At 60.3% G+C, this 19,894-nt stretch carries 17 protein-coding genes; 11 read left to right on the top strand and 6 right to left on the bottom strand.

The genetic code is table 11. The annotated features are described in order from the left end of the window. The first annotated feature begins 33 nt into the window (after window positions 1–33). Window positions 34–1,269 carry a sterol desaturase family protein gene (locus AB5I78_RS28230; RefSeq protein WP_369301897.1) on the top strand — a complete coding sequence of 412 codons (1,236 nt, stop codon included), beginning with the start codon at window positions 34–36 and terminating at the stop codon, window positions 1,267–1,269. On the opposite strand, the gene AB5I78_RS28225 is transcribed toward AB5I78_RS28230, so the two are convergent. Further along, window positions 1,250–1,897 carry a DedA family protein gene (locus AB5I78_RS28225; RefSeq protein ID WP_369301921.1) on the bottom strand — a complete coding sequence of 216 codons (648 nt, stop codon included), beginning with the start codon at window positions 1,895–1,897 and terminating at the stop codon, window positions 1,250–1,252. The two genes, AB5I78_RS28230 and AB5I78_RS28225, sit on opposite strands and share 20 nt — an antisense overlap. Before the next feature lie 208 nt (window positions 1,898–2,105). On the opposite strand from AB5I78_RS28225, the gene hemB reads away from it, so the two are divergent. Both hemB and ppk1 read left to right on the top strand, forming a co-directional pair. Continuing rightward, the gene (hemB, locus tag AB5I78_RS28220) at window positions 2,106–3,119 is read left to right on the top strand and encodes a porphobilinogen synthase (protein WP_369301898.1); all 1,014 of its coding nucleotides are present in this window, start codon (window positions 2,106–2,108) and stop codon (window positions 3,117–3,119) included. Between the two features lie 18 nt (window positions 3,120–3,137). Then, on the top strand, window positions 3,138–5,360 hold the full coding sequence (ppk1, locus tag AB5I78_RS28215; protein WP_106575798.1) for a polyphosphate kinase 1: 2,223 nt from the start codon (window positions 3,138–3,140) through the stop codon (window positions 5,358–5,360). A gap of 138 nt (window positions 5,361–5,498) precedes the next feature. Here ppk1 and ppx read toward each other — a convergent pair whose 3' ends face one another. Then, complete coding sequence (gene ppx / locus AB5I78_RS28210; RefSeq protein ID WP_106576072.1) at window positions 5,499–7,001, bottom strand: exopolyphosphatase; 1,503 nt, start codon at window positions 6,999–7,001, stop codon at window positions 5,499–5,501. A gap of 483 nt (window positions 7,002–7,484) precedes the next feature. Between ppx and AB5I78_RS28205 the strand changes: the two genes are divergently transcribed. From AB5I78_RS28205 to AB5I78_RS28190, 4 genes are all read left to right on the top strand, one after another. Beyond that, window positions 7,485–8,132 (top strand): DUF1120 domain-containing protein, encoded by a 648-nt coding sequence (locus tag AB5I78_RS28205; protein ID WP_145158009.1) that lies wholly within the window; start codon window positions 7,485–7,487, stop codon window positions 8,130–8,132. Window positions 8,133–8,255: 123 nt separating this feature from the next. Beyond that, on the top strand, window positions 8,256–8,954 hold the full coding sequence (locus AB5I78_RS28200) for a fimbria/pilus chaperone family protein (RefSeq protein WP_370004822.1): 699 nt from the start codon (window positions 8,256–8,258) through the stop codon (window positions 8,952–8,954). Window positions 8,955–9,024: 70 nt separating this feature from the next. Next, window positions 9,025–11,463, top strand: a complete 2,439-nt coding sequence (locus AB5I78_RS28195; protein ID WP_369301900.1) for a fimbria/pilus outer membrane usher protein — start codon at window positions 9,025–9,027, stop codon at window positions 11,461–11,463. Then, a complete protein-coding gene (locus AB5I78_RS28190; protein WP_369301901.1) occupies window positions 11,453–12,004 on the top strand; it encodes a hypothetical protein in 552 nt (183 codons plus the stop codon). Before AB5I78_RS28195 ends, AB5I78_RS28190 begins: the two co-directional genes overlap by 11 nt. Here AB5I78_RS28190 and AB5I78_RS28185 read toward each other — a convergent pair. Genes AB5I78_RS28185 through AB5I78_RS28170 form a run of 4 tightly spaced genes read right to left on the bottom strand, consistent with a single transcriptional unit; the run spans window position 11,976 to window position 14,818 of the window. After that, on the bottom strand, window positions 11,976–12,713 hold the full coding sequence (locus tag AB5I78_RS28185; RefSeq protein ID WP_106575793.1) for an amino acid ABC transporter ATP-binding protein: 738 nt from the start codon (window positions 12,711–12,713) through the stop codon (window positions 11,976–11,978). The two genes, AB5I78_RS28190 and AB5I78_RS28185, sit on opposite strands and share 29 nt — an antisense overlap. Then, window positions 12,700–13,350, bottom strand: a complete 651-nt coding sequence (locus AB5I78_RS28180) for an amino acid ABC transporter permease (protein ID WP_262207159.1) — start codon at window positions 13,348–13,350, stop codon at window positions 12,700–12,702. The genes AB5I78_RS28185 and AB5I78_RS28180 overlap by 14 nt, the downstream gene beginning before the upstream one ends. Beyond that, entirely contained in the window at window positions 13,347–14,015 is a 669-nt protein-coding gene (locus AB5I78_RS28175) for an amino acid ABC transporter permease (RefSeq protein ID WP_064454658.1), read from the bottom strand. The genes AB5I78_RS28180 and AB5I78_RS28175 overlap by 4 nt, the downstream gene beginning before the upstream one ends. 17 nt (window positions 14,016–14,032) lie before the next feature. Continuing rightward, window positions 14,033–14,818 (bottom strand): transporter substrate-binding domain-containing protein, encoded by a 786-nt coding sequence (locus AB5I78_RS28170; protein WP_106575791.1) that lies wholly within the window; start codon window positions 14,816–14,818, stop codon window positions 14,033–14,035. Between the two features lie 255 nt (window positions 14,819–15,073). Here AB5I78_RS28170 and AB5I78_RS28165 point away from each other — a divergent pair, with 255 nt between their 5' ends. The 4 genes from AB5I78_RS28165 (at window position 15,074) to AB5I78_RS28150 (ending at window position 19,874) form a co-directional block, all read left to right on the top strand. Beyond that, complete coding sequence (locus tag AB5I78_RS28165) at window positions 15,074–15,769, top strand: FadR/GntR family transcriptional regulator (RefSeq protein ID WP_369301902.1); 696 nt, start codon at window positions 15,074–15,076, stop codon at window positions 15,767–15,769. 121 nt (window positions 15,770–15,890) lie between these two features. Beyond that, the gene (gene trxA, locus AB5I78_RS28160; RefSeq protein WP_106575789.1) at window positions 15,891–16,220 is read left to right on the top strand and encodes a thioredoxin TrxA; all 330 of its coding nucleotides are present in this window, start codon (window positions 15,891–15,893) and stop codon (window positions 16,218–16,220) included. Between the two features lie 234 nt (window positions 16,221–16,454). Next, window positions 16,455–17,714 carry a transcription termination factor Rho gene (gene rho, locus AB5I78_RS28155; protein WP_003176825.1) on the top strand — a complete coding sequence of 420 codons (1,260 nt, stop codon included), beginning with the start codon at window positions 16,455–16,457 and terminating at the stop codon, window positions 17,712–17,714. 156 nt (window positions 17,715–17,870) lie between these two features. After that, window positions 17,871–19,874 carry an acyltransferase family protein gene (locus tag AB5I78_RS28150; RefSeq protein WP_369301903.1) on the top strand — a complete coding sequence of 668 codons (2,004 nt, stop codon included), beginning with the start codon at window positions 17,871–17,873 and terminating at the stop codon, window positions 19,872–19,874. Window positions 19,875–19,894 lie beyond the last annotated feature (20 nt).

Below are 19,894 nucleotides of genomic sequence, written 5' to 3'. Positions count from 1 at the left end.
TCTTGATCTAACAAAAACAGACCGGACTAGCCCATGGACTTCGTGCCTTACGCGGTACCGTTTTTCATTGCCTTGATCGTGGTTGAACTGCTGGCCGACCGTTGGCGCGGCGCGCGCAACTATCGGGTGGCCGACGCCATCAACAGCCTCAGCACGGGTGTGCTGTCCACCACCACGGGCTTGCTGACCAAGGGGGTCGGGCTGCTGACTTACGCCTTCGCCCTCAAGCACCTGGCGTTGGTCGAGCTCTCGGCCCAGAGTGTGTGGACCTGGGTGTTCGCCTTTGTGTTCTACGACTTCTGCTACTACTGGCTGCATCGCTGCGGCCATGAGCGCAACATCCTGTGGGCCGCGCACTCGGTGCATCACCAGAGTGAGGACTACAACCTCACCACCGCCTTGCGCCAGACCAGTACCGGCTTCTTGCTGAGCTGGATTTTCTACCTGCCCCTGGCCGTGGTGGGCGTGCCGCTGGTGGTGTTTATCAGCGTGGCCTCGCTCAATCTGCTGTATCAATTCTGGGTGCACACCCGTCACGTGCCCAAGCTTGGCTGGTTCGAATGGTTCTTCGTCACACCGTCCAATCATCGGGCTCACCATGCACAGAACGCTCTTTACATGGATCGCAACTATGGCGGCGTGTTCATTATTTGGGACCGGCTGTTCGGCAGCTTCCAGGAAGAAGACGACAACGAACCGGTGATCTTTGGCGTGACCACGCCCTTGGCCAGTTGGAACCCGCTGTGGGCCAACCTGCAGTTTTATGCACAGTTGTGGAGTGATGCGCGGCGTACCGAGCGCTGGTGGGACAAGCTGCGCATCTGGTTCATGCGCACCGGCTGGCGCCCGGCGGACGTGAAGGCCAAGTACCCGCTGGCCAAGCCCGATTTGAGCCAGTTCCGCAAATTTGAAGTGCCGCTGGACGCACGCCAGCAGGTCTACGTTGCCCTGCAATTTGCGGCGTATGTGGGGTTTGGCAGCTATCTGATGAATGCAGGCGAAGGGCTGCCCACGGCGGCGTTGATCCTGGGCTGGAGCGCGATGGCGTTAGGGTTGTTCACGCTGGGCGTGGCGTTGGAGAATCGCCCCTGGGCCCTGAAGGCTGAGCTGGTGCGCCTGGGGCTGAATGTACCGTTGGTATGGCTGGCGCCGCTGGTCGGGCTGTGGCCGGCCAGCAATTTGGGCTGGCTGGGCTTGGTGAGTTACAGCTTGCTCAGCGTGATCGGTCTCTACTGCTGCAGAAACCGGCTTACTCGATTGGCGTCTTAGGCGCGTCGACCTTGGCGGGCTCGGCGAGTTGCTCTGCGGCCAGCCGGGCTTTGGCATCTTCGCAGGCCTGGCGGGCAATGCGCGCGTTCTTGAAGCGGCGACGCAGCCACAGGCCCAAGCCCAGCAACAGCAGTGCGCCCAACACCCACAGCTCATATTTCTTGATGCTGCCGAGCATGCCTTCCAGCACCGCGCCAAAATGATAAGCCGCAGCGCCCAGTGCCGCCGCCCACACCGCAGCGCCAATGCCGTTGAGCAGCAAGTAGCGCAAAGGCGGGTAACCGGACAAGCCAATCGCCACCGGCATCACGGTGCGCAGCCCGTAGACGAACCGAAAGCTCAACACCCAGATATCCGGATGCTTGCGGATGTGTTCCAGCGCTTTGTCGCCCATCAATTGCCAGCGCGGCTTGCGCGCCAACAGTTTGCGGCCATGCTTGCGCCCCAGGAAGTACCACAGCTGGTCACCGGCATAGCTGCCAAAGAAGGCAACGACCACTACCACGTTGATATCCATGTATCCACGGAACGCCAGGAAGCCTGCGAGAACCAGAATGGTTTCGCCTTCGAAGAACGTGCCCAGGAAGAGCGCAAAGTAGCCGAAGTCATGCAGAAATTGTTGAAGCATGGTCTGGGGTGCTGGCGAAATGAACGCGCAGCCTACGCCTTCGTGGACATTCATGAAAGTATCGAGATGTGTCACGAAGTGAACAATTCCTACATATGCGACGAATGCGACTGCAGGTCGCATCGATAAGCACAACTGTCATTCCTTCGTCATAATGGCCGCTTATAACTGCAACGCTCGCCCGTAAACACGGGCTCAGGAGTCTGTCGTGAGCTTTACCCCTGCCAATCGCCTGTTCCCTGCTACCCGCCTGCGCCGCAATCGCCGTGATGATTTTTCTCGCCGTTTGGTGCGTGAAAACGTGCTGACGACGAACGATCTGATCTTGCCGGTGTTTGTGCTGGACGGTGAAAACCGTCGGGAAGCAGTGGCATCGATGCCGGGTGTGGAGCGCTTGACCATTGATCAGCTGCTGATCGAAGCGGCGAACTGGGTGGAACTCGGGATTCCGGCGCTGGCGCTATTTCCAGTGACGCCGTCTGAACTCAAGTCGCTTGACGCTTGCGAAGCCTGGAACCCGCAAGGGATCGCCCAGCGTGCCACGCGCGCCTTGCGCGAGCGTTTCCCGGAGCTGGGTGTGATCACCGACGTGGCGCTGGATCCGTTCACCACCCACGGCCAGGATGGCATTCTTGACGAAGACGGCTATGTTCAAAACGACATTACCGTCGATGCGCTGGTCAAACAGGCGCTGTCCCACGCAGCCGCTGGCGCCCAGGTCGTCGCGCCGTCGGACATGATGGACGGTCGCATCCAGGCGATTCGCGAAGCCCTGGAACTGGCCGGTCACGTCAATGTGCGAATCATGGCCTACTCGGCCAAGTACGCCAGCGCCTATTACGGGCCTTTCCGCGATGCGGTGGGCTCGGCACTGAACCTGGGCAAGGCCAACAAGGCCTCGTACCAGATGGACCCGGCCAACAGCCAGGAAGCCCTGCACGAAGTGGCGGCGGATCTGGCTGAAGGCGCCGACATGGTGATGGTCAAGCCAGGGATGCCGTACCTGGACATCCTTTATCGGGTCAAAGAGGAATTCAAGGTGCCGACCTTTGTCTATCAGGTCAGCGGTGAATACGCGATGCACATGGCCGCGATCCAGAATGGTTGGTTGAGTGAAGCGGTGATCCTCGAATCCCTGACTGCCTTTAAACGTGCCGGCGCTGATGGCATTCTGACCTACTTCGCCGCCCGCGCCGCCCAATTGCTTAGAGAGCAACAATAGCCCTCACAGGAACACTCAATGAATACCGAAGGACTCTCAGAAGTTGCCGTAAAAGACGCTCACCCGGTGGTGGAACAAGTCACCGAAACCCCGCCGGAGCTGGAGCCCGCACCGCCTGCCGTGGTGGCCGAAGCGCCCGCGCCGGCCCCGGTGGTCGCGGTCACCAACCTGGATGACAGCAGCCTGTACATCCACCGCGAGTTGTCACAACTGCAATTCAACATCCGCGTACTCGAGCAGGCGCTGGATGAGTCCTACCCGCTGCTGGAGCGGCTGAAATTCCTGCTGATTTTCTCCAGCAACCTGGACGAGTTCTTCGAGATCCGCGTCGCCGGCCTCAAGAAACAAATCACCTTCGCCCGCGAACAAGCCGGTGCCGACGGCCTGCAGCCGCACCAGGCCCTGGCGCGCATCAGCGAGCTGGTGCACGGTCATGTCGACCGCCAATACGCGATCCTCAACGACATCCTGCTGCCGGAGCTGGAAAAACATCAGGTCCGCTTCATTCGTCGCCGGCACTGGACCACCAAGATCAAGACCTGGGTGCGCCGTTACTTCCGTGACGAGATTTCACCGATCATCACCCCGATTGGTCTGGACCCGACGCACCCGTTCCCGCTGCTGGTGAACAAGAGCCTGAACTTCATCGTCGAACTGGAAGGCATCGACGCCTTCGGTCGCGATTCAGGCCTGGCGATCATCCCGGCGCCGCGTCTGTTGCCACGAATCATCAAGGTACCGGAAGAGGTGGGGGGCGCTGGCGACAACTATGTATTCCTGTCGTCGATGATCCACGCGCACGCCGATGACCTGTTCCAGGGCATGAAGGTAAAGGGCTGCTATCAGTTCCGCCTGACCCGTAACGCCGACCTGGCGCTGGATTCCGAAGACGTCGAAGACTTGGCCCGCGCCCTGCGCGGTGAGCTGTTCTCGCGCCGCTACGGCGACGCGGTGCGCCTGGAAGTGGCCGACACTTGCCCTAAACACCTGTCGGACTACCTGCTCAAGCAGTTCAACCTGGCCGAGTCCGAGTTGTACCAGGTCAATGGCCCGGTGAACCTGACGCGCCTGTTCAGCATCACCGGCCTGGACAGCCACCCGGAGCTGCAATACACGCCGTTCACTCCGCAGATCCCGAAACTGCTGCAAAACAGCGAGAACATCTTCAGCGTGGTGAGCAAGCAGGACATTCTGCTGCTGCACCCGTTCGAGTCCTTCACCCCGGTGGTCGACCTGCTGCGCCAGGCCGCCAAGGACCCGCATGTTCTGGCTGTGCGCCAGACGCTGTACCGCTCCGGCGCCAACTCGGAAATCGTCGACGCACTGGTAGACGCCGCGCGAAACGGCAAGGAAGTCACCGCGGTGATCGAGCTGCGTGCGCGCTTCGACGAAGAGTCCAACCTGCAACTGGCCAGCCGCCTGCAAGCGGCCGGTGCGGTGGTGATCTACGGGGTGGTCGGTTTCAAGACCCACGCCAAGATGATGCTGATCCTGCGCCGCGAAGCCGGCGAGATTGTGCGTTACGCGCACTTGGGCACTGGCAACTACCACGCCGGCAACGCCAAGCTCTACACCGACTACAGCCTGCTGACCTCCGACGACGCCTTGTGTGAAGACGTCGGCAAGTTGTTCAGCCAGCTGATCGGCATGGGCAAGACCTTGCGCATGAAGAAGCTGCTGCACGCGCCGTTCACGCTCAAAAAGGGCATGCTCGACATGATTGCCCGCGAGACCCAGTTCGCCCTCGACGGCAAACCGGCGCACATCATCGCCAAGTTCAACTCGCTGACCGATCCGAAGATCATCCGCGCGCTGTACAAGGCCAGCCAGTCCGGTGTGCGCATCGACTTGGTGGTGCGTGGCATGTGCTGCCTGCGGCCGGGCATCGCCGGGGTCTCGCATAACATCCACGTGCGATCGATCATCGGCCGCTTCCTGGAGCACACGCGGGTGTTCTACTTCCTCAACGGCGGCGAAGAGCAGATGTTCCTCTCCAGTGCCGACTGGATGGAGCGCAACCTCGATAAGCGTGTAGAGACCTGCTTCCCGGTGGAAGGCAAGAAGCTGATCATGCGCGTCAAGAAAGAGCTGGAAAGCTACCTCACTGACAACACGCACAGCTGGAGCCTGCAGTCGGATGGCCGCTACGTGCGCAACACGCCGACTGGCAACCAGAACCCGCGCAGTGCGCAAGCGACATTGCTGGAAAAGCTGGGTAGCCCGATTCTTGCGGTGAACTAAAGCCAACGCGCTCTGAAAATGTGGGAGGGGGCTTGCCCCCGATGAAGGAGTGTCAGTCAACAGATTCATTGACTGATCCACCGCCATCGGGGGCAAGCCCCCTCCCACATGTGTTTTTGCAGTGTTCTTTAGATCGGCTCAGCGCAGGTTCAGGCTGAACCCCACCCGCGTCAGCCATTCCGCTTCCTGGGCGAAGTCCGCCTGGGTCAGCTGGTTTTCATCCAGCCAGCCTTTGGGGAACACCACGTCCAGGCTGTCGCCGTGGGCGCGCAGGGTTACCTGGGGCATTTCCTGGGTGCCGCGGATGTGGTGGAACAGGATCGCAAAGCGCAGCAGCACGCACAGGCGAATCAGCTTGCTGCCTTCGCTGCCGAAGTCGGCAAACTTGTCCTTGGGAATGTTGCGGCGATGGCCACGCACCAGCAGGGCGAGCATCTGTTGGTCTTCGCGGGAGAAACCGGCGAGGTCCGAGTGCTCGATCAGGTAGGCGCCATGCTTGTGGTAATGGTAGTGGGCGATGTCCAGGCCCACTTCGTGCACCTTGGCAGCCCAGCCGAGCAGCTCGCGCCACACGCCGTCTGCCAGGTCCCAGTCCTCGGCCACCTGGTCGAAGGCATGCAGGGCCTTGCGCTCCACGCGTGCGGCTTGTTCGAGGTCGACGTGATAGCGCTCCATCAACGAGCTGAGGGTGCGTTCACGCACGTCTTCATGGTGATGGCGGCCCAGCAGGTCATAGAGCACGCCTTCGCGCAGGGCGCCGTCGCAGTGGTCCATGCGCTGCAGTTCGAGGGCGTCGAAAATCGCCTCGAGAATCGCCAGGCCGGCCGGGAAGATGGTGCGCCGATCAGGCTTGATGCCGTCGAAGTCGATTTTCTCTGCGTCGCCCAGCTTGAACAGTTTGCGCTTGAGCCAGGCCAGGCCTTCGGCGTTGACCTCACCGGTGCCATGGCCGCCGGCTTTGAGGGCCAGGCCGATGGCGCGGATGGTGCCGGATGAGCCGATGGCTTCATCCCAGGTCAAGCGATGCAGGGCGTGTTCGATGCTCATGATTTCCAGGCGCGCCGCGGTGTAGGCCTGGGCATAGCGCGCCGGGGTGATCTTGCCGTCCTTGAAATAACGCTGGGTATAACTGACGCAACCCATCTGCAGGCTTTCGCGCAGCAGCGGTTCGAAACGCTGGCCGATGATGAATTCGGTGCTGCCGCCGCCGATGTCCGCTACCAGGCGTTTGCCGGGGGTGTCGGCCAGGGTGTGAGAGACGCCGAGGTAGATCAGGCGCGCTTCTTCGCGGCCGGAAATGACTTCTACCGGGTGCCCGAGGATGGCTTCGGCGCGGCGGATGAATTCGCCGCGGTTGCGGGCTTCACGCAAGGCGTTGGTGCCAACGATGCGCACAGCGCCCAAGGGCATGCCGTTGATCAGTTGGGCAAAACGCTTGAGGCAATCGAGCCCGCGCTGCATGGATTCTTCATTGAGCTGGCGCTCGTCGTCGATCCCGGCAGCCAGTTGCACTTTTTCGCCGAGCCGCTCGAGGATGCGGATTTCGCCGTTCTGGGCCTTGGCCACGACCATGTGAAAGCTGTTGGAGCCCAGGTCGATAGCGGCGATCAAGGACAGATTCTTGGCTTGGGATTGCGGCATGGTTTGGGGGTCTCGGTCGATAACCTGACCATCGTGCCACGATCGAACGCTGGCGCCAACGCGTTGTGCTTCAGTAATTTGCCTGATGCTGTCTGTGGGGAATTCATGTGGGAAATGTAGGCCGGTTTTGTAAGCATGCGACGAATAAGTCAGTCGATGATGTAGGCATTTTGGCTTTTGTAGTGTTTAAGGCGGATTTTGAATTTGCCTACAATGGTTGAGTCGCTGTTCTCTTAGTTTGATTTGTTATGGACTACCTTGTTATTAACTGAGAGCCACTGTTTATTTTCATCACTCCGACAATAACTGATGTGTTGTCCGATTTTTTAATGAGGTACCAAAGCGACAGACTGTCACTCGGCAATGTTGCCTGGGTGTTATTTATTTATCGTTATGTATGTCCGGGAAGATAAGTGGTTGGGCGATGGATTCGCCAGAACGCGAATAAACAGCGCCTGTTAACTTCGTAGTGACAGGACAAAAATGAAAACAATTGTTGGTTTGACTCTCGGTATCGCCTGCCTGGCTGCAACCCTGACCGCTCAGGCGACCACCAGCGCCCAGCTGGTCGTCAGGGGCACGATTACACCCGCCGCCTGTAACCTCAGCCTGGCCGGCAGCGGCATCATTGATTACGGCACGATTCGTTCCGGCGAATTATCCCAGACCGCGTTCAACACGCGCGAAGAGAAGACCACTTCTCTGGTGGTCAATTGCGGCACAACGCCGGCGAGGTTCGGCCTCTCCTTCACCGACTTGCAGGCGGGCAGCAAAGTGCCAGGTGTCCTGGGCCCAGGCTTTACCGAGGCGCAGAATTTTGGTCTGGGTTCTGTAGGCGCTCGGCGAACCGGTGGCTATTCGGTCACGCTCAGGGATCTGCGTTCTGCCGGTGTGGCGCTGTACCCCATCCTGCGTAATGGCGCCGGCGTTTGGTTGAGCAGCGATGGCAAAGTTGCTCAATCGCCTGCTCAGTATTCATGGCGCAATAGCACCACCTTTACGCCGGCCTCTATTAACCAGTTGACCGGCACGCTTGCGGTGAAGGCGGTCATCAACCGGGCGCAGGATCTGGACTTGAGTCGCGATGTCTCCCTTGATGGGCGCGCCACACTGGTATTGAGTTACATCTAAACAGCGCAAAACAGCCAATCAAGAAACTGACACTTTCTGGTTGGCTGTTTTTTTGTGGGCGTTTAACTGCCCATTGTCAACTTTGTCGGTTGTGGGGGACGTCGAGTGCGTGGGTTTTCAATCATAAGTTTTATAGTGTTTTGGAGTGCAAGTGCCTGTGGTTTTTTTACCGGTGTTGCACAGGCGGACGGCATGCTGCCGGAAACAACGGTGGTGATGCTTTATGAGGAAGAGGGCGAAGCCACAATAAACATCAAGAACACCGATGCAGGGCCGGCGTTGCTTCATTCGGTGGTGGAGAACGTGCCCGAGGACCAGCAACTGCTGTTGATCGTCACCCCGCCCATCACGCGAGTGGAAGCGGGCGACACGCAGCTGGTGCGTTTTATCAGCACCCAGAGTGAGCCGCTCAAGACCCAACGCCTCAAGCGCGTGTCGTTCGAGGGCATCCCCCAGGCGCGCACGGCTGGCGGTGCGACCATCGGTATCACCCTTCGGCAGAATTTGCCGCTGATCCTGCACCCCAAGGGTTTGCCTCGGCACTCAACACCCTGGGAGCTGTTGAAGTGGCGGCGGACCGGGCAGGGCCTCACGGTCCATAACGACAGTGCCTATGTGGTGCGCCTGGCGCCGCAGGTGCGGCTGCTTCCACAAGGCGCCCCGGCCACGTTGCCGCGCGCCTACCTTTTGCCCGGTGAAGCATTGACCGCACAGGTTGATGGCCCACTGGACGGTGTGGCCGAGGTCGAGATCCAGCCCGCCACGGTCTATGGGTTTTCGGTAGAAAACTACCGCGCCCCGATCCATGTCGATGAGGGTTGATCGGCCGATGATTAACCCTTCGAGTCACCGCATTGCGGCATTTTTCGGGCCTGGCAGGCCCACGTTGATCATGGGTTTCGCAGCCCTTTGGAGCTTGCCCGGCGTTGTTTCTGCGCTGGAGCTGGGAGAGGGCTTTGACCTTGCGGCACTGACAACCCACGGTATTGACCCAAAGGTCTCCGACTACTTTCGCAGTGCAGCGCGCTTTCGTGAAGGTGTCCATGTGGTGGGCCTGCGGGTCAATGGAAACCCGCTTGGGCTGGTGGATGCACGTTTCGATCACGAGGGGCGATTGTGTTTTACGCCTGGGCTGCTGGAAAAAGCCGGGCTGGTAAAGCCGCGCGAGATCCTCCGCGAAGGCGCTACACCGGACGCGGCCTGTCATGACTTTCTCGCTGCGTTCCCGACCACAATGCTGAGGTTGCGTCCCGGTACCGAGGAAGTGACGCTGGTTGTGCCGACCCAGTCATTGCGTGCGCCGCAGTGGGAGGCCGGGCCCTTTTCCACGGGCGGCGCAGCAGCGCTGTTCAACTATGACGTGCTGGGTTTGGACAGTCATTCGCGCAGTGGGCCCAGCCGGTTCATCTCGGCCTACACCGAGGCAGGCTTCAACCTTGACGATTGGGTGGTTCGCAGTCGCCAGGTCTATGTGTCCGACAACGGCAAGACCCGTACCGAACACCTTTACGCTTTTGCCCAGCGGGATGTTGCTGCGTTGCAGTCGACTTTCCAGGTCGGCCAGATCTCCAGCCATAACCCCTTGTTTGGCGGGGTCCAGTTGTCCGGGCTGCAGTTTTACCCCGATGGCCAATCCCGTGCCGCTGCGGGCGGCAACAATGCGGTGGTCGAAGGCCTCGCCCAGAGCCAGTCGCGGGTTGAAGTGCGCCAGTCCGGCGCGTTGATCCACAGCACGTTGGTGCCCGAAGGCCCGTTCAGGCTTGCAGGGTTGCCTCTGCTCAATGCCACCAGTGACCTGGACGTCAGCGTGATCGATGTGCGCGGTGTCAGGCGCAGCTTCGTGGTGCCGGCGGCTTCGTTTGCAGGGGCTGGCCCGGCGGCGCCTGGTTATTATTTTTCGGTTGGCAAGCTGCGCAAAAACACCCTCGAAGAGGGGCCGTCACCGCGGGTCGCCATGGCCAGCGGCACTTGGGGGCTGGGGCGCGATTCGTCGGCGGGCTTAGGCGTGTTGAGCGCCGATGACTATGGGTCGGCGGGCGGCACCCTGAGCAGCGTGTTCATGCAGCGGGTTTCCGTGGGGGCACGTCACAACCTGTCGCGAGACAGCAAAAACGCAGTGTCCGGGTCGCGCAGCAGCGTCTCCGTGAGCAGCCCGGTGCTGGCCAATGTTGACGTCAACCTCAGTGCGACCACCCAGACCCAGGGTTATCGTGAGGTCACTGAAGCCGGCCGCGTCGCCCGGCCCGACGAATTGGGTTCGCGCTTCAAGAACCAGTACACGGCAGGCATGAGCTGGGCCGATCCCATGCTGGGTGTGTTCTCGCTGGGCTATACCCGCAGCGCTCAATTTGACGGGCGAACGAGCGAGCATGTGTTCACCTCGTGGAACAAGTCATTCAGCCGCGCCGATGTCGCGTTGATTGCCGATTCGCAAGTGGGCGGCACTCGGTCTGATCGTGACGTCACGGGTGCTGGCAACCGGCGCGAACGGGCGCTGGACAACGACCTGTCCGTGCGGTTGCAGGTCAGCGTGCCATTGGGTGGGGACCGTCGTGTGCACAGTTACACCAGTCGTCGCGGTGATCAGTTCACCGCGGGCACATCGCTCAGCGAACGGGTCAACGAGTATGTGAATTACGAAGTGGGCGTCGAGCGCGACCTCAAGGCCCGGCAGGCATCGGTGCGCGGGCAGGTGGACCTGCTGCCCCGTTATACCCGGGTCGGCCTGGGTGTCAGCCGCGACCCGCAGGGCACCAGTTACACCGGGCAGCTGCAAGGCGGCGTGGTGGCTCACGCAGGCGGGCTGACCTTTTCGCCTTACCCCGTGCAGGACACCTTCGGCATCGTCTCTGTGGGGGATATCGGCGCGGCAAAAGTCGAGACCCCCCAAGGCCCGGTGTGGACCGATTTCAGCGGGCAAGCCGTGATCGCAGGCCTGCCGGCCTACACCAACAGCCGGGTTGAGGTGCAGACCCCGTCCTTGCCCAGGCGCGTCGACCTGAAAAACGGCACGCAGGTGCTCACGGCGGGTCGTGGATCCTTCAATGCCGTGGATTTCGATGTGGTGAAAGTGCGCCGCATTTTGCTCACAGCAAAGGATCAGCAGGGCCGGCCATTGCCTCAAGGCGCCTCGGTGTTTGGCAGGGGCGATCGCTTCCTGACCAGCGTGGTGGGCGAGGGCATGGTGTTCCTCAATGACGTCAATGAGGCGCAAAGCCTGCGTGTTTCATTGCCGGACGCTTCCACCTGCCTGCTACGCATTGACCTCAAGAGCCAACCCGATAATGACAAGTTCTATGAAACCACCTCGGCGGTGTGCCATGGCCGTTAAGCTTAAAAGCGTGCCCTGGGTCATGCTCTGCGCGCTGCTCGCGACGGCTGATGCCCGGTCTGAAAATTGCCGCTTATCGGTGAGCCAGCCGCGCATAGACTACGGCGTTATTCGCAGGGAGGCGCTCGTTGAAAGCCCTTCCGTGGCGCTCGGCACTCGCTCGTTGAGCGTGAATGTACTGTGTGCTGAGCCCGCGGCAATCGCGTTGCGTTTTATCGGCGTGGCTGCCGATGGCGAGGGCTTTCGTTTTGGGCGCCAGGGGCGTTTGCGCCTGAACCTCAAACACGCCCGTTTAGATGGGCAGGCCGTCGGCTGGGCGCTCGCGCACTCACCCGGCGAGACCGTCAGCGGGCACCTGTTGCCCGGCCAAACGTTGATAGCGCGAGTGGCCGGGGGACCGAGGGCAGGACGTCAATTCACGGCCCAGGTCGATATCGACACCGACCTGGCTGCCGACGCCTTCCAGGTGCGTAGCGAAACACACCTTGAGGCGCAGGGCAGTTTCGAACTGGTCAGCCCGGCTGTTCCACCGAGCCAATGAAGTTGGCGAATTCCGGCGTTTTGGGGTTGGCGAACAATGTCTTGGGGTCGCCCACCTCATGCACTTTGCCTTGGTGCATGAACACCAGTTTGTCGCCGACTTCCCGGGCGAAGCGCATTTCGTGGGTCACCATGATCAGGGTCATGCCGTCGTTGGCCAGTTGACGCACCACGCTGAGTACTTCATTGACCAGTTCAGGGTCCAGGGCCGAGGTGATTTCGTCGCACAGCAGCACCTTGGGTGACATGGCCAGTGCGCGCGCAATGGCGACGCGTTGCTGCTGGCCACCGGACAGGCGATCCGGAAAGGCGTCGAACTTTTCCCCCAGCCCGACGCGCTCCAGCATCTGCCTGGCGAGCTGTGCGGCTTTGGCCTTGGGCACTTTTTGCACCACTTGCGGCGCGAGCATGACGTTTTCGCCCACGGTCAGGTGCGGGAACAGGTTGAACTGCTGGAACACCATGCCGACTTTCTGCCGCAGGCTGCGCAGGTCGGCGCGCGCGGCATCGAGGTACTCGCCATCGACTTCGATCACACCGTCGTTGATCGATTCCAGGCCATTGAGGGTACGCAGCAAGGTGGACTTGCCCGAGCCGCTGCGGCCGATGATCGCCACCACCTGGCCTTCTTCGACTGTCAGGTCGATGCCCTTGAGTACGTGGTGATCGCCGTAATACTTATGCAGGGCGGAAATTCTAAGCAGAGGCATGCAGTCTCCTTTCCAGGTAGCGGGCACTGAGGGACAAGGGGTAGCAGAGCAGGAAGTAACCGAGGGCCACCAGGCCGTAGACCATGAAGGGTTCGAAGGTGGCGTTGGCGAGCATGCCGCCGGTCTTGGTCAGTTCGGTAAAGCCAATGATCGAGGTCACGGCGGTGCCTTTGACCACCTGCACCGAGAAACCTACGGTGGGTGCCACGGCAATCCGCAACGCTTGGGGCAGGATCACGTAGCGCAGTTGTTCAAGCGGGTTGAGTGCCAGGCTGGCCGACGCTTCCCATTGCCCGTGGGCGATGGACTCGACGCAGCCGCGCCAGATCTCGGCCAGGTAGGCGCTGGTAAACAGGGTCAGGGCAATGGCCGCCGCCAGCCAGGGCGAAATATCCACGCCCAACAGGGCGATGCCGAAAAACACCAGGAACAGCTGCATCAACAGCGGTGTGCCCTGGAACAGTTCGATATAGGTGCGCGCAATATTGCGCGCGAAGGCTTTGCGGCTGATGCGCATGGTCATCACCAGCAGACCGATCAGGCCGCCGCCGACAAACGCCACCAGCGACAGCAACAGGGTCCATTGCAGGCCAACCGCCAGGTTGCGCACGATGTCCCAGAACGAAAAATCACTCATCGGCTGTTCCTCATCACGAAGCGGCGGCCGATCCAGTTGAGCAACTGGCGAATCATCAACGCCATGCACAGGTACACCAGCGTGGTCAGCGCGTAGGTTTCAAATGCGCGGAAGTTGCGCGACTGAATAAAGTTGGCGGCAAAGCTCAGCTCTTCGGTGGCGATCTGCGAACACACGGCCGAGCCGAGCATCACGATGATGATCTGGCTGCTCAGGGCCGGCCACACCTTGCCCAGCGCCGGCAGCAGCACCACGTGGCGGAACGCCTCGAAACGCGTCATTGCCAGTGCGGCAGCGGCTTCCAGCTGGCCGCGAGGGATGGCCTGGATGCCGGCGCGGATGATCTCGGTGGAGTAGGCCCCCAGGTTGATCACCATCGCCAGCACGGCGGCTTGCCATTCGGTGATTTTCAGCCCCAGCGAGGGCAGGCCGAAGAAGATGAAGAACAACTGCACCAGAAACGGCGTGTTGCGGATCAACTCGACATACACACCGAAGAACCACGCAAACGGCTGGATCTTCCAGGCCCGCACCACGGCGCCGACGGTGCCCAGGGCCACCCCGAGGATCGCGCCGATGGCCGTCAGCTCAAGCGTGAACAGCGCGCCGCGCAACAGCAGGTCGGTGTTGGCGAGCACAGGCATAAAGTCAAATTGATACGCCATGAATCAGCTCCGTCGCTTCAAAGGTCGGCGGGCAGCGGCTCTTTAAGCCACTGCATCGCATTTTTCTCCAGGCTGCCGTCGGCTTTGGCCGCTACCAGGATCTGGTTGACCTTCTCCAGCAGCGCCGGCTCGTTCTTGTTCACGCCCACGTAGACCGGCGAGTCCTTGAGTTTCACTTTCAGCGCCGGCACGCGTTTCGGGTTGCGCTCGCTGATTGCCACCATCACCACGTTGCCACTGGCGATCAGGTCGACCTGGCCGGCCAGGTAGGCGGCGATGGTCGAGTTGTTGTCTTCGAAGCGCTTGATCGTGGCTTCCTTGGGCGCAACGGCGGTCAACTCGATGTCTTCGATGGCGCCGCGGGTCACGCTGATGGTCTTGCCCTTGAGGTCGTCGGTGGTGCTGATCGGCGCGTCAGGCGGACCAAACACCGCCAGGTAGAAAGGGGCATAGGCCTTGGAGAAATCGATGACTTTTTCCCGCTCGGCGTTCTTGCCCAGGCTGGAAATCACCAGGTCGACCTTGCCGGTGGTGAGGAAAGGAATGCGGTTGGTGCTGTTGACCGGCGTCAGCTCCAGTTTGACCTTGAGCTGGTCAGCCAGCAGCTTGGCGGTGTCGATGTCCAGGCCGCGGGGCTTCATGTCGGGGCCGACCGAGCCGAACGGCGGGAAGTCTTGAGGCACGGCGACCTTGAGGGTGCCACGGGCGACGATGTCGTCCAGACCATTGGCCTGGGCGGGTGCCTGGCTCAGCATCAGGCTGGCAAACAGGGCAGTGAGCAGGGCGCTGTAGCGCTTGGTCATGGCAACTCTCCGAAAAGGGCGAAGGGATTTTCTGATTTTGCTCAGTGCACAGCCCATGCCATCACGGCTGGTATCGCCTGCAGGGCCGGGATTTATTGAGGTGCGGTGGTCTTACTGGTCTGAACAGTGCTTGCGCTTTTCGCACCTTTTTCGAGCGCCGGTAAAAGCCCGCGAGCCCCTTTGGGGCGTGGCTTGCCGCCGGCTGCGAATAGCTTTACAACTAGCCGCTCAGTTGTCTGGAACTATGAGTTTTTTATGAATTCCATCGCCCAAGCCGTACCGGAAGCGGCCCTGCAGGCCATCCGCAAACTGATCAAGGAGCAGGGCTTTGGAGCGGGCGATGCGTTGCCCTCACAGCGCGACCTGGCGGTGCAGTTGGGCGTGAGTCGGGCATCGCTGCGCGAGGCGTTGTCGTCATTGAGTGCCCTGGGCGTGGTCAGCGTGCAGCCGGGCAAGGGTGTGTTTGTGCAAGAGGTGCAGGAGGCGCCGGGTTTTGCCTGGCCTTTCGCGGCCCAGGCCACTCCGCTGGATATCTTCCAGTTGCGCTATGCGCTGGAGGGTTTTGCCGCCGGGCTGGCGGCCGTAACGTTGAGCATCGATGAGTTGGACAGCCTGGAAGACAATGTCGAGGCGATGCGCAAGGTGCTCAAGGCCGGCGATTTTGAAGCCGCTGCCCGGCTCGACTTCGAATTTCACCAGCGGATTCTGCTGGCCAGTGGTAACCAGGCGATGGTGAGCATTCTGAGTGCCAGTGCCGAGGTGTTTCTGGAGAGCCAGAAACTACCGTTCATCCGGCCGGAACGGGCCATGGAAACCTGGCAGGAGCACCGCAAGATACTGCGTGCACTGGCTCGGCGCGCCAGTGCGCAAGCACAGAAAACCATGCAGGAACACGTACGCAATGCGGCATTGCGCACTGGCATTGCCTTCGTGACTCCCGTGACACCGTAAGTTGAGCTATACCCAAACTCATGCGTCACCATAGCAAGAGTCAATCAGAGGCGGCTTCCTGAACGGGGGAAGGGCGGCTATGATGGGCCACGTTTTTTTTGCTTACAATCCGGAGACATCCATGAGCAACGATCTTATCAAGCACGTCACCGACGCGAACTTTGAGGAACAAGTACTCAAGGCTCAAGGCCCGGTCCTGGTTGACTACTGGGCTGAATGGTGCGGCCCTTGCAAAATGATCGCCCCTGTTCTGGACGACATTGCAACCACCTACGACGGCAAGCTGACCATCGCCAAGCTGAACATCGACGATAACCAGGAGACTCCGGCCAAGCATGGCGTGCGTGGTATCCCAACCCTGATGCTGTTCAAGAACGGCAACGTCGAAGCCACTAAAGTAGGCGCGCTGTCCAAGTCCCAGCTGCAAGCTTTCCTCGACGCGAACATTTAATCGTCGCCCAAAAAGCCCCGCAAATTGCGGGGCTTTTTCGTGAAACAGGGCTAGACGCTCCGAAATTCAGGTGGTACATTCGGCCCCGCACTGGTTTCTCCACTGCCCCCTGCAAGCCGTCGCCGACGCATTCCTTTTCGATTAGTACGCGATCCTGTCGCCTTCTCTGCGGCGCGGCCTCATTAAGCCAAAAGCTTAATTTCCCCCCTCCATAAATGATTACGTCATTCCTATATGAATCTGACTGAACTCAAGCAAAAGCCGATTACCGACCTGCTCCAATTGGCCGAAGAAATGGGCATAGAAAATATGGCCCGTTCGCGCAAGCAGGACGTGATTTTCTCCCTGCTCAAAAAGCACGCGAAAAGCGGCGAGGAAATCTCCGGTGATGGCGTGCTGGAGATTCTCCAGGACGGCTTCGGCTTCCTCCGCTCTGCAGACGCTTCCTATCTTGCCGGCCCAGACGACATCTATGTCTCGCCGAGCCAGATCCGTCGCTTCAACTTGCGCACCGGTGACACCATCGTTGGCAAGATCCGCCCTCCTAAGGAAGGCGAGCGTTATTTCGCCCTGCTCAAGGTCGACACGATCAACTTCGACCGTCCCGAGAACGCGAAAAACAAGATTCTCTTCGAGAACCTGACCCCGCTGTTCCCGACTGTGCGCATGAAGATGGAAGCCGGTAACGGTTCCACCGAAGACTTGACCGGTCGTGTCATCGACCTGTGCGCCCCGATCGGTAAAGGCCAGCGCGGTCTGATCGTCGCACCGCCGAAAGCCGGTAAGACCATCATGCTGCAGAACATTGCAGCGAACATCGCTCGTAACAACCCGGAAGTTCACCTGATCGTGTTGCTGATCGATGAGCGTCCGGAAGAAGTAACCGAAATGCAGCGCACTGTGCGCGGCGAAGTGGTTGCCTCCACGTTCGATGAGCCGCCAACCCGCCACGTGCAGGTTGCCGAAATGGTGATCGAGAAGGCCAAGCGCCTGGTTGAACACAAGAAAGACGTGGTGATCCTGCTCGACTCCATCACCCGTCTGGCCCGTGCCTACAACACCGTGATCCCGAGCTCCGGCAAGGTCCTCACCGGTGGTGTCGATGCCCACGCCCTGGAGAAACCAAAGCGTTTCTTCGGTGCTGCGCGGAACATCGAAGAAGGCGGCTCGCTGACCATTATCGCCACCGCGCTGGTTGAAACCGGCTCGAAAATGGACGAAGTGATCTACGAAGAGTTCAAGGGTACCGGCAACATGGAACTGCCTCTTGACCGTCGTATCGCTGAGAAGCGTGTGTTCCCTGCGATCAACATCAACCGCTCCGGCACCCGCCGCGAAGAGTTGCTGACCGCCGACGACGAACTGCAGCGCATGTGGATCCTGCGCAAGCTGCTGCACCCGATGGACGAAGTAGCCGCCATCGAGTTCCTGATCGACAAGCTGAAAACCACCAAGACCAACGACGAGTTCTTCCTGTCGATGAAGCGTAAGTAACACGACGCTCCAGGTCTGAAAAAATGGCGCCCTTCGGGGCGCCTTTTTTTTTGTGTCGAGAAAGGGAGCTTTGCAGGACAATAGTGTCAGTTAAGAAACAAATAGACTGAGTGCGGCTACGCTCATCTCCATTCGAATCAGGCTGACCTACGATTTATGACCGCTCTTGCTTACCGAAGGGACGTTGACGGCCTGCGTGCCATCGCTGTCCTGGCTGTTGTGCTGTTCCATTTTGGAGTTCCAGGCGTCACTGGCGGCTTTATAGGCGTTGACGTGTTCTTTGTGATTTCAGGGTTCCTGATCACTTCGATCATCTGGCGCGAGCGTGAGGCCGGGCGTTTCAGTTTTCTCGATTTCTGGGCTCGCCGGGCCCGGCGCATCCTGCCGGCACTGGTCGTCATGATGTTCGTGTCATTGGTGGTTGGCTGGTTTTTGATGGCGCCCAAGGACTATTCAGAGCTGGGACGCTCGATTCACAACCAAGTGATCTTCATCTCCAACCTCTTCTTTATGCGTCAGGACGGCTACTTCGATACAGCCTCCGATATGAAGCCGATGCTGCACACGTGGTCGCTTTCGGTTGAAGAGCAGTTCTACATCGGTTTCCCACTCTTGCTGGCGCTGCTGTCGAGCAGGCTCAAGCAATGGCGTGGTGCCTTGTTTGTGCTGATGCTCGCGTCATTTGCTGCCAGCGTATGGGCGGTGTCCCGAGAGCCGGACAAGGCCTTTTTCCTGTTACCAATGCGGGCCTGGGAGTTGCTGGCGGGCTCCATGTTGGCCGTTATGCCGGCGCGGGCGCAGCGCGCAAGCCCGATGCTGGCGCAGACCGTCAGCTTGATCGGCCTGGGAATGATTCTGGTGGCGGTATTGGGCTATGACGCCAGCACCGCCTTTCCAGGGGTTGCAGCGCTGTTGCCGGTAGTGGGTGTGGTGGGGCTTATTTGGGCCAACGGCCAGCACGCCACACTGGTAGGCCGGTTGTTGGGTAGCCGTGTGCTGGTAGGCGTGGGGCTGATTTCCTATTCCTGGTACCTGTGGCACTGGCCGGTGCTGGTGTTTGGCAAGTACGCCAGTATTTTCGGCCTGGCGCCTGTGGAGATTGCGGGGCTGTTTTTCCTGAGCCTGTTGCTGGGCTATGGGTCCTGGCGATTCGTTGAGGGGCCCTTTCGCGAGCGGCGTCTGTTGGCGGGCAATCGGGCAATCCTGGCCGCGGGCGTCATGGCGCTCGTCAGCCTCGGCCTGATCGGCAAGAGCCTGGTGTGGTCGGATGGTTTTGCGTGGCGGCTGCCGCCTCAGGCGCTGCAATTTGCCCAGGCGTACACCTGGAGTCCCACGCTCATGAACTGCTTGTCGGACGACAAGAAAAACAAGCACCGTGAGTTGTGCCATTTCGGTCCGCAGGCGGCCACGGTCAAGGCGCTGGTCTGGGGCGACAGCCATGCCTCGGCGTTGATTCCGGCGTTGAGCGATGCTTCAAAACAGTACGACTTCAGCATCACCCAGGCGGGCTACGCCGGTTGCCTGCCGTTCTACCGGAAAGAAAACACCCCAGGGTGCGGGGCGTTCAACGAGCGCGTTACGCAGTTGCTAAAGCGTGAGCCCTTCAGTGATGTGGTGCTGGTGGCGCGCTGGAGTCTCTACGTGTATGGGCAGCGCTCCGGTGATACCGGTGCGTCGATCCATGACCCGGCGACCGGGAAATATGACCGCGCCGTGGCTGAGCAGCTATTCAGCGAAGGTTTGAATACCTTGGTGCAGCAATTACGCGCCGGTGGTCATCGGGTATGGCTGGTCAAGGAAGTGCCGCTGCAGGAATTCAATGTGCCGTACCGGCTTAGCCGTTTGGCCATGTTGGGGCGCCCGACCGACCGCGAAGGCTTGCCCCTGGCTGAACACCAGCAGCGTCAAACCTTTATCAGCAGTGTCTTTGAGCAGATCGCAGCGGCCGATTCAGGTGTTCAACTCCTGGACCCGGCGCCGAAGCTGTGCGACACCAACGGGTGGTGTCGCGTCGAACTCGGCGGCCAGTCGCTGTATACCGATGACAACCACCTCTCAAGCGTGGGCACGCGGTATGTGGAAGGGTTCCTGGAGCCGTTCTTCCGCACCCTTCGCCAGGCCTCGGTGCGAACTGATGTAAGCCGCAATGATGTGCAATAAGCTGCCAGCGCTCGTAAGAG

Origin of the sequence: Pseudomonas sp. N2-3-1-14 (assembly GCF_041228395.1) — a bacterium.
Lineage (GTDB): Bacteria > Pseudomonadota > Gammaproteobacteria > Pseudomonadales > Pseudomonadaceae > Aquipseudomonas.
The sequence above is the reverse complement of the archived record's forward strand: the minus strand, read 5'-3'. Positions and strand labels throughout refer to the sequence as shown.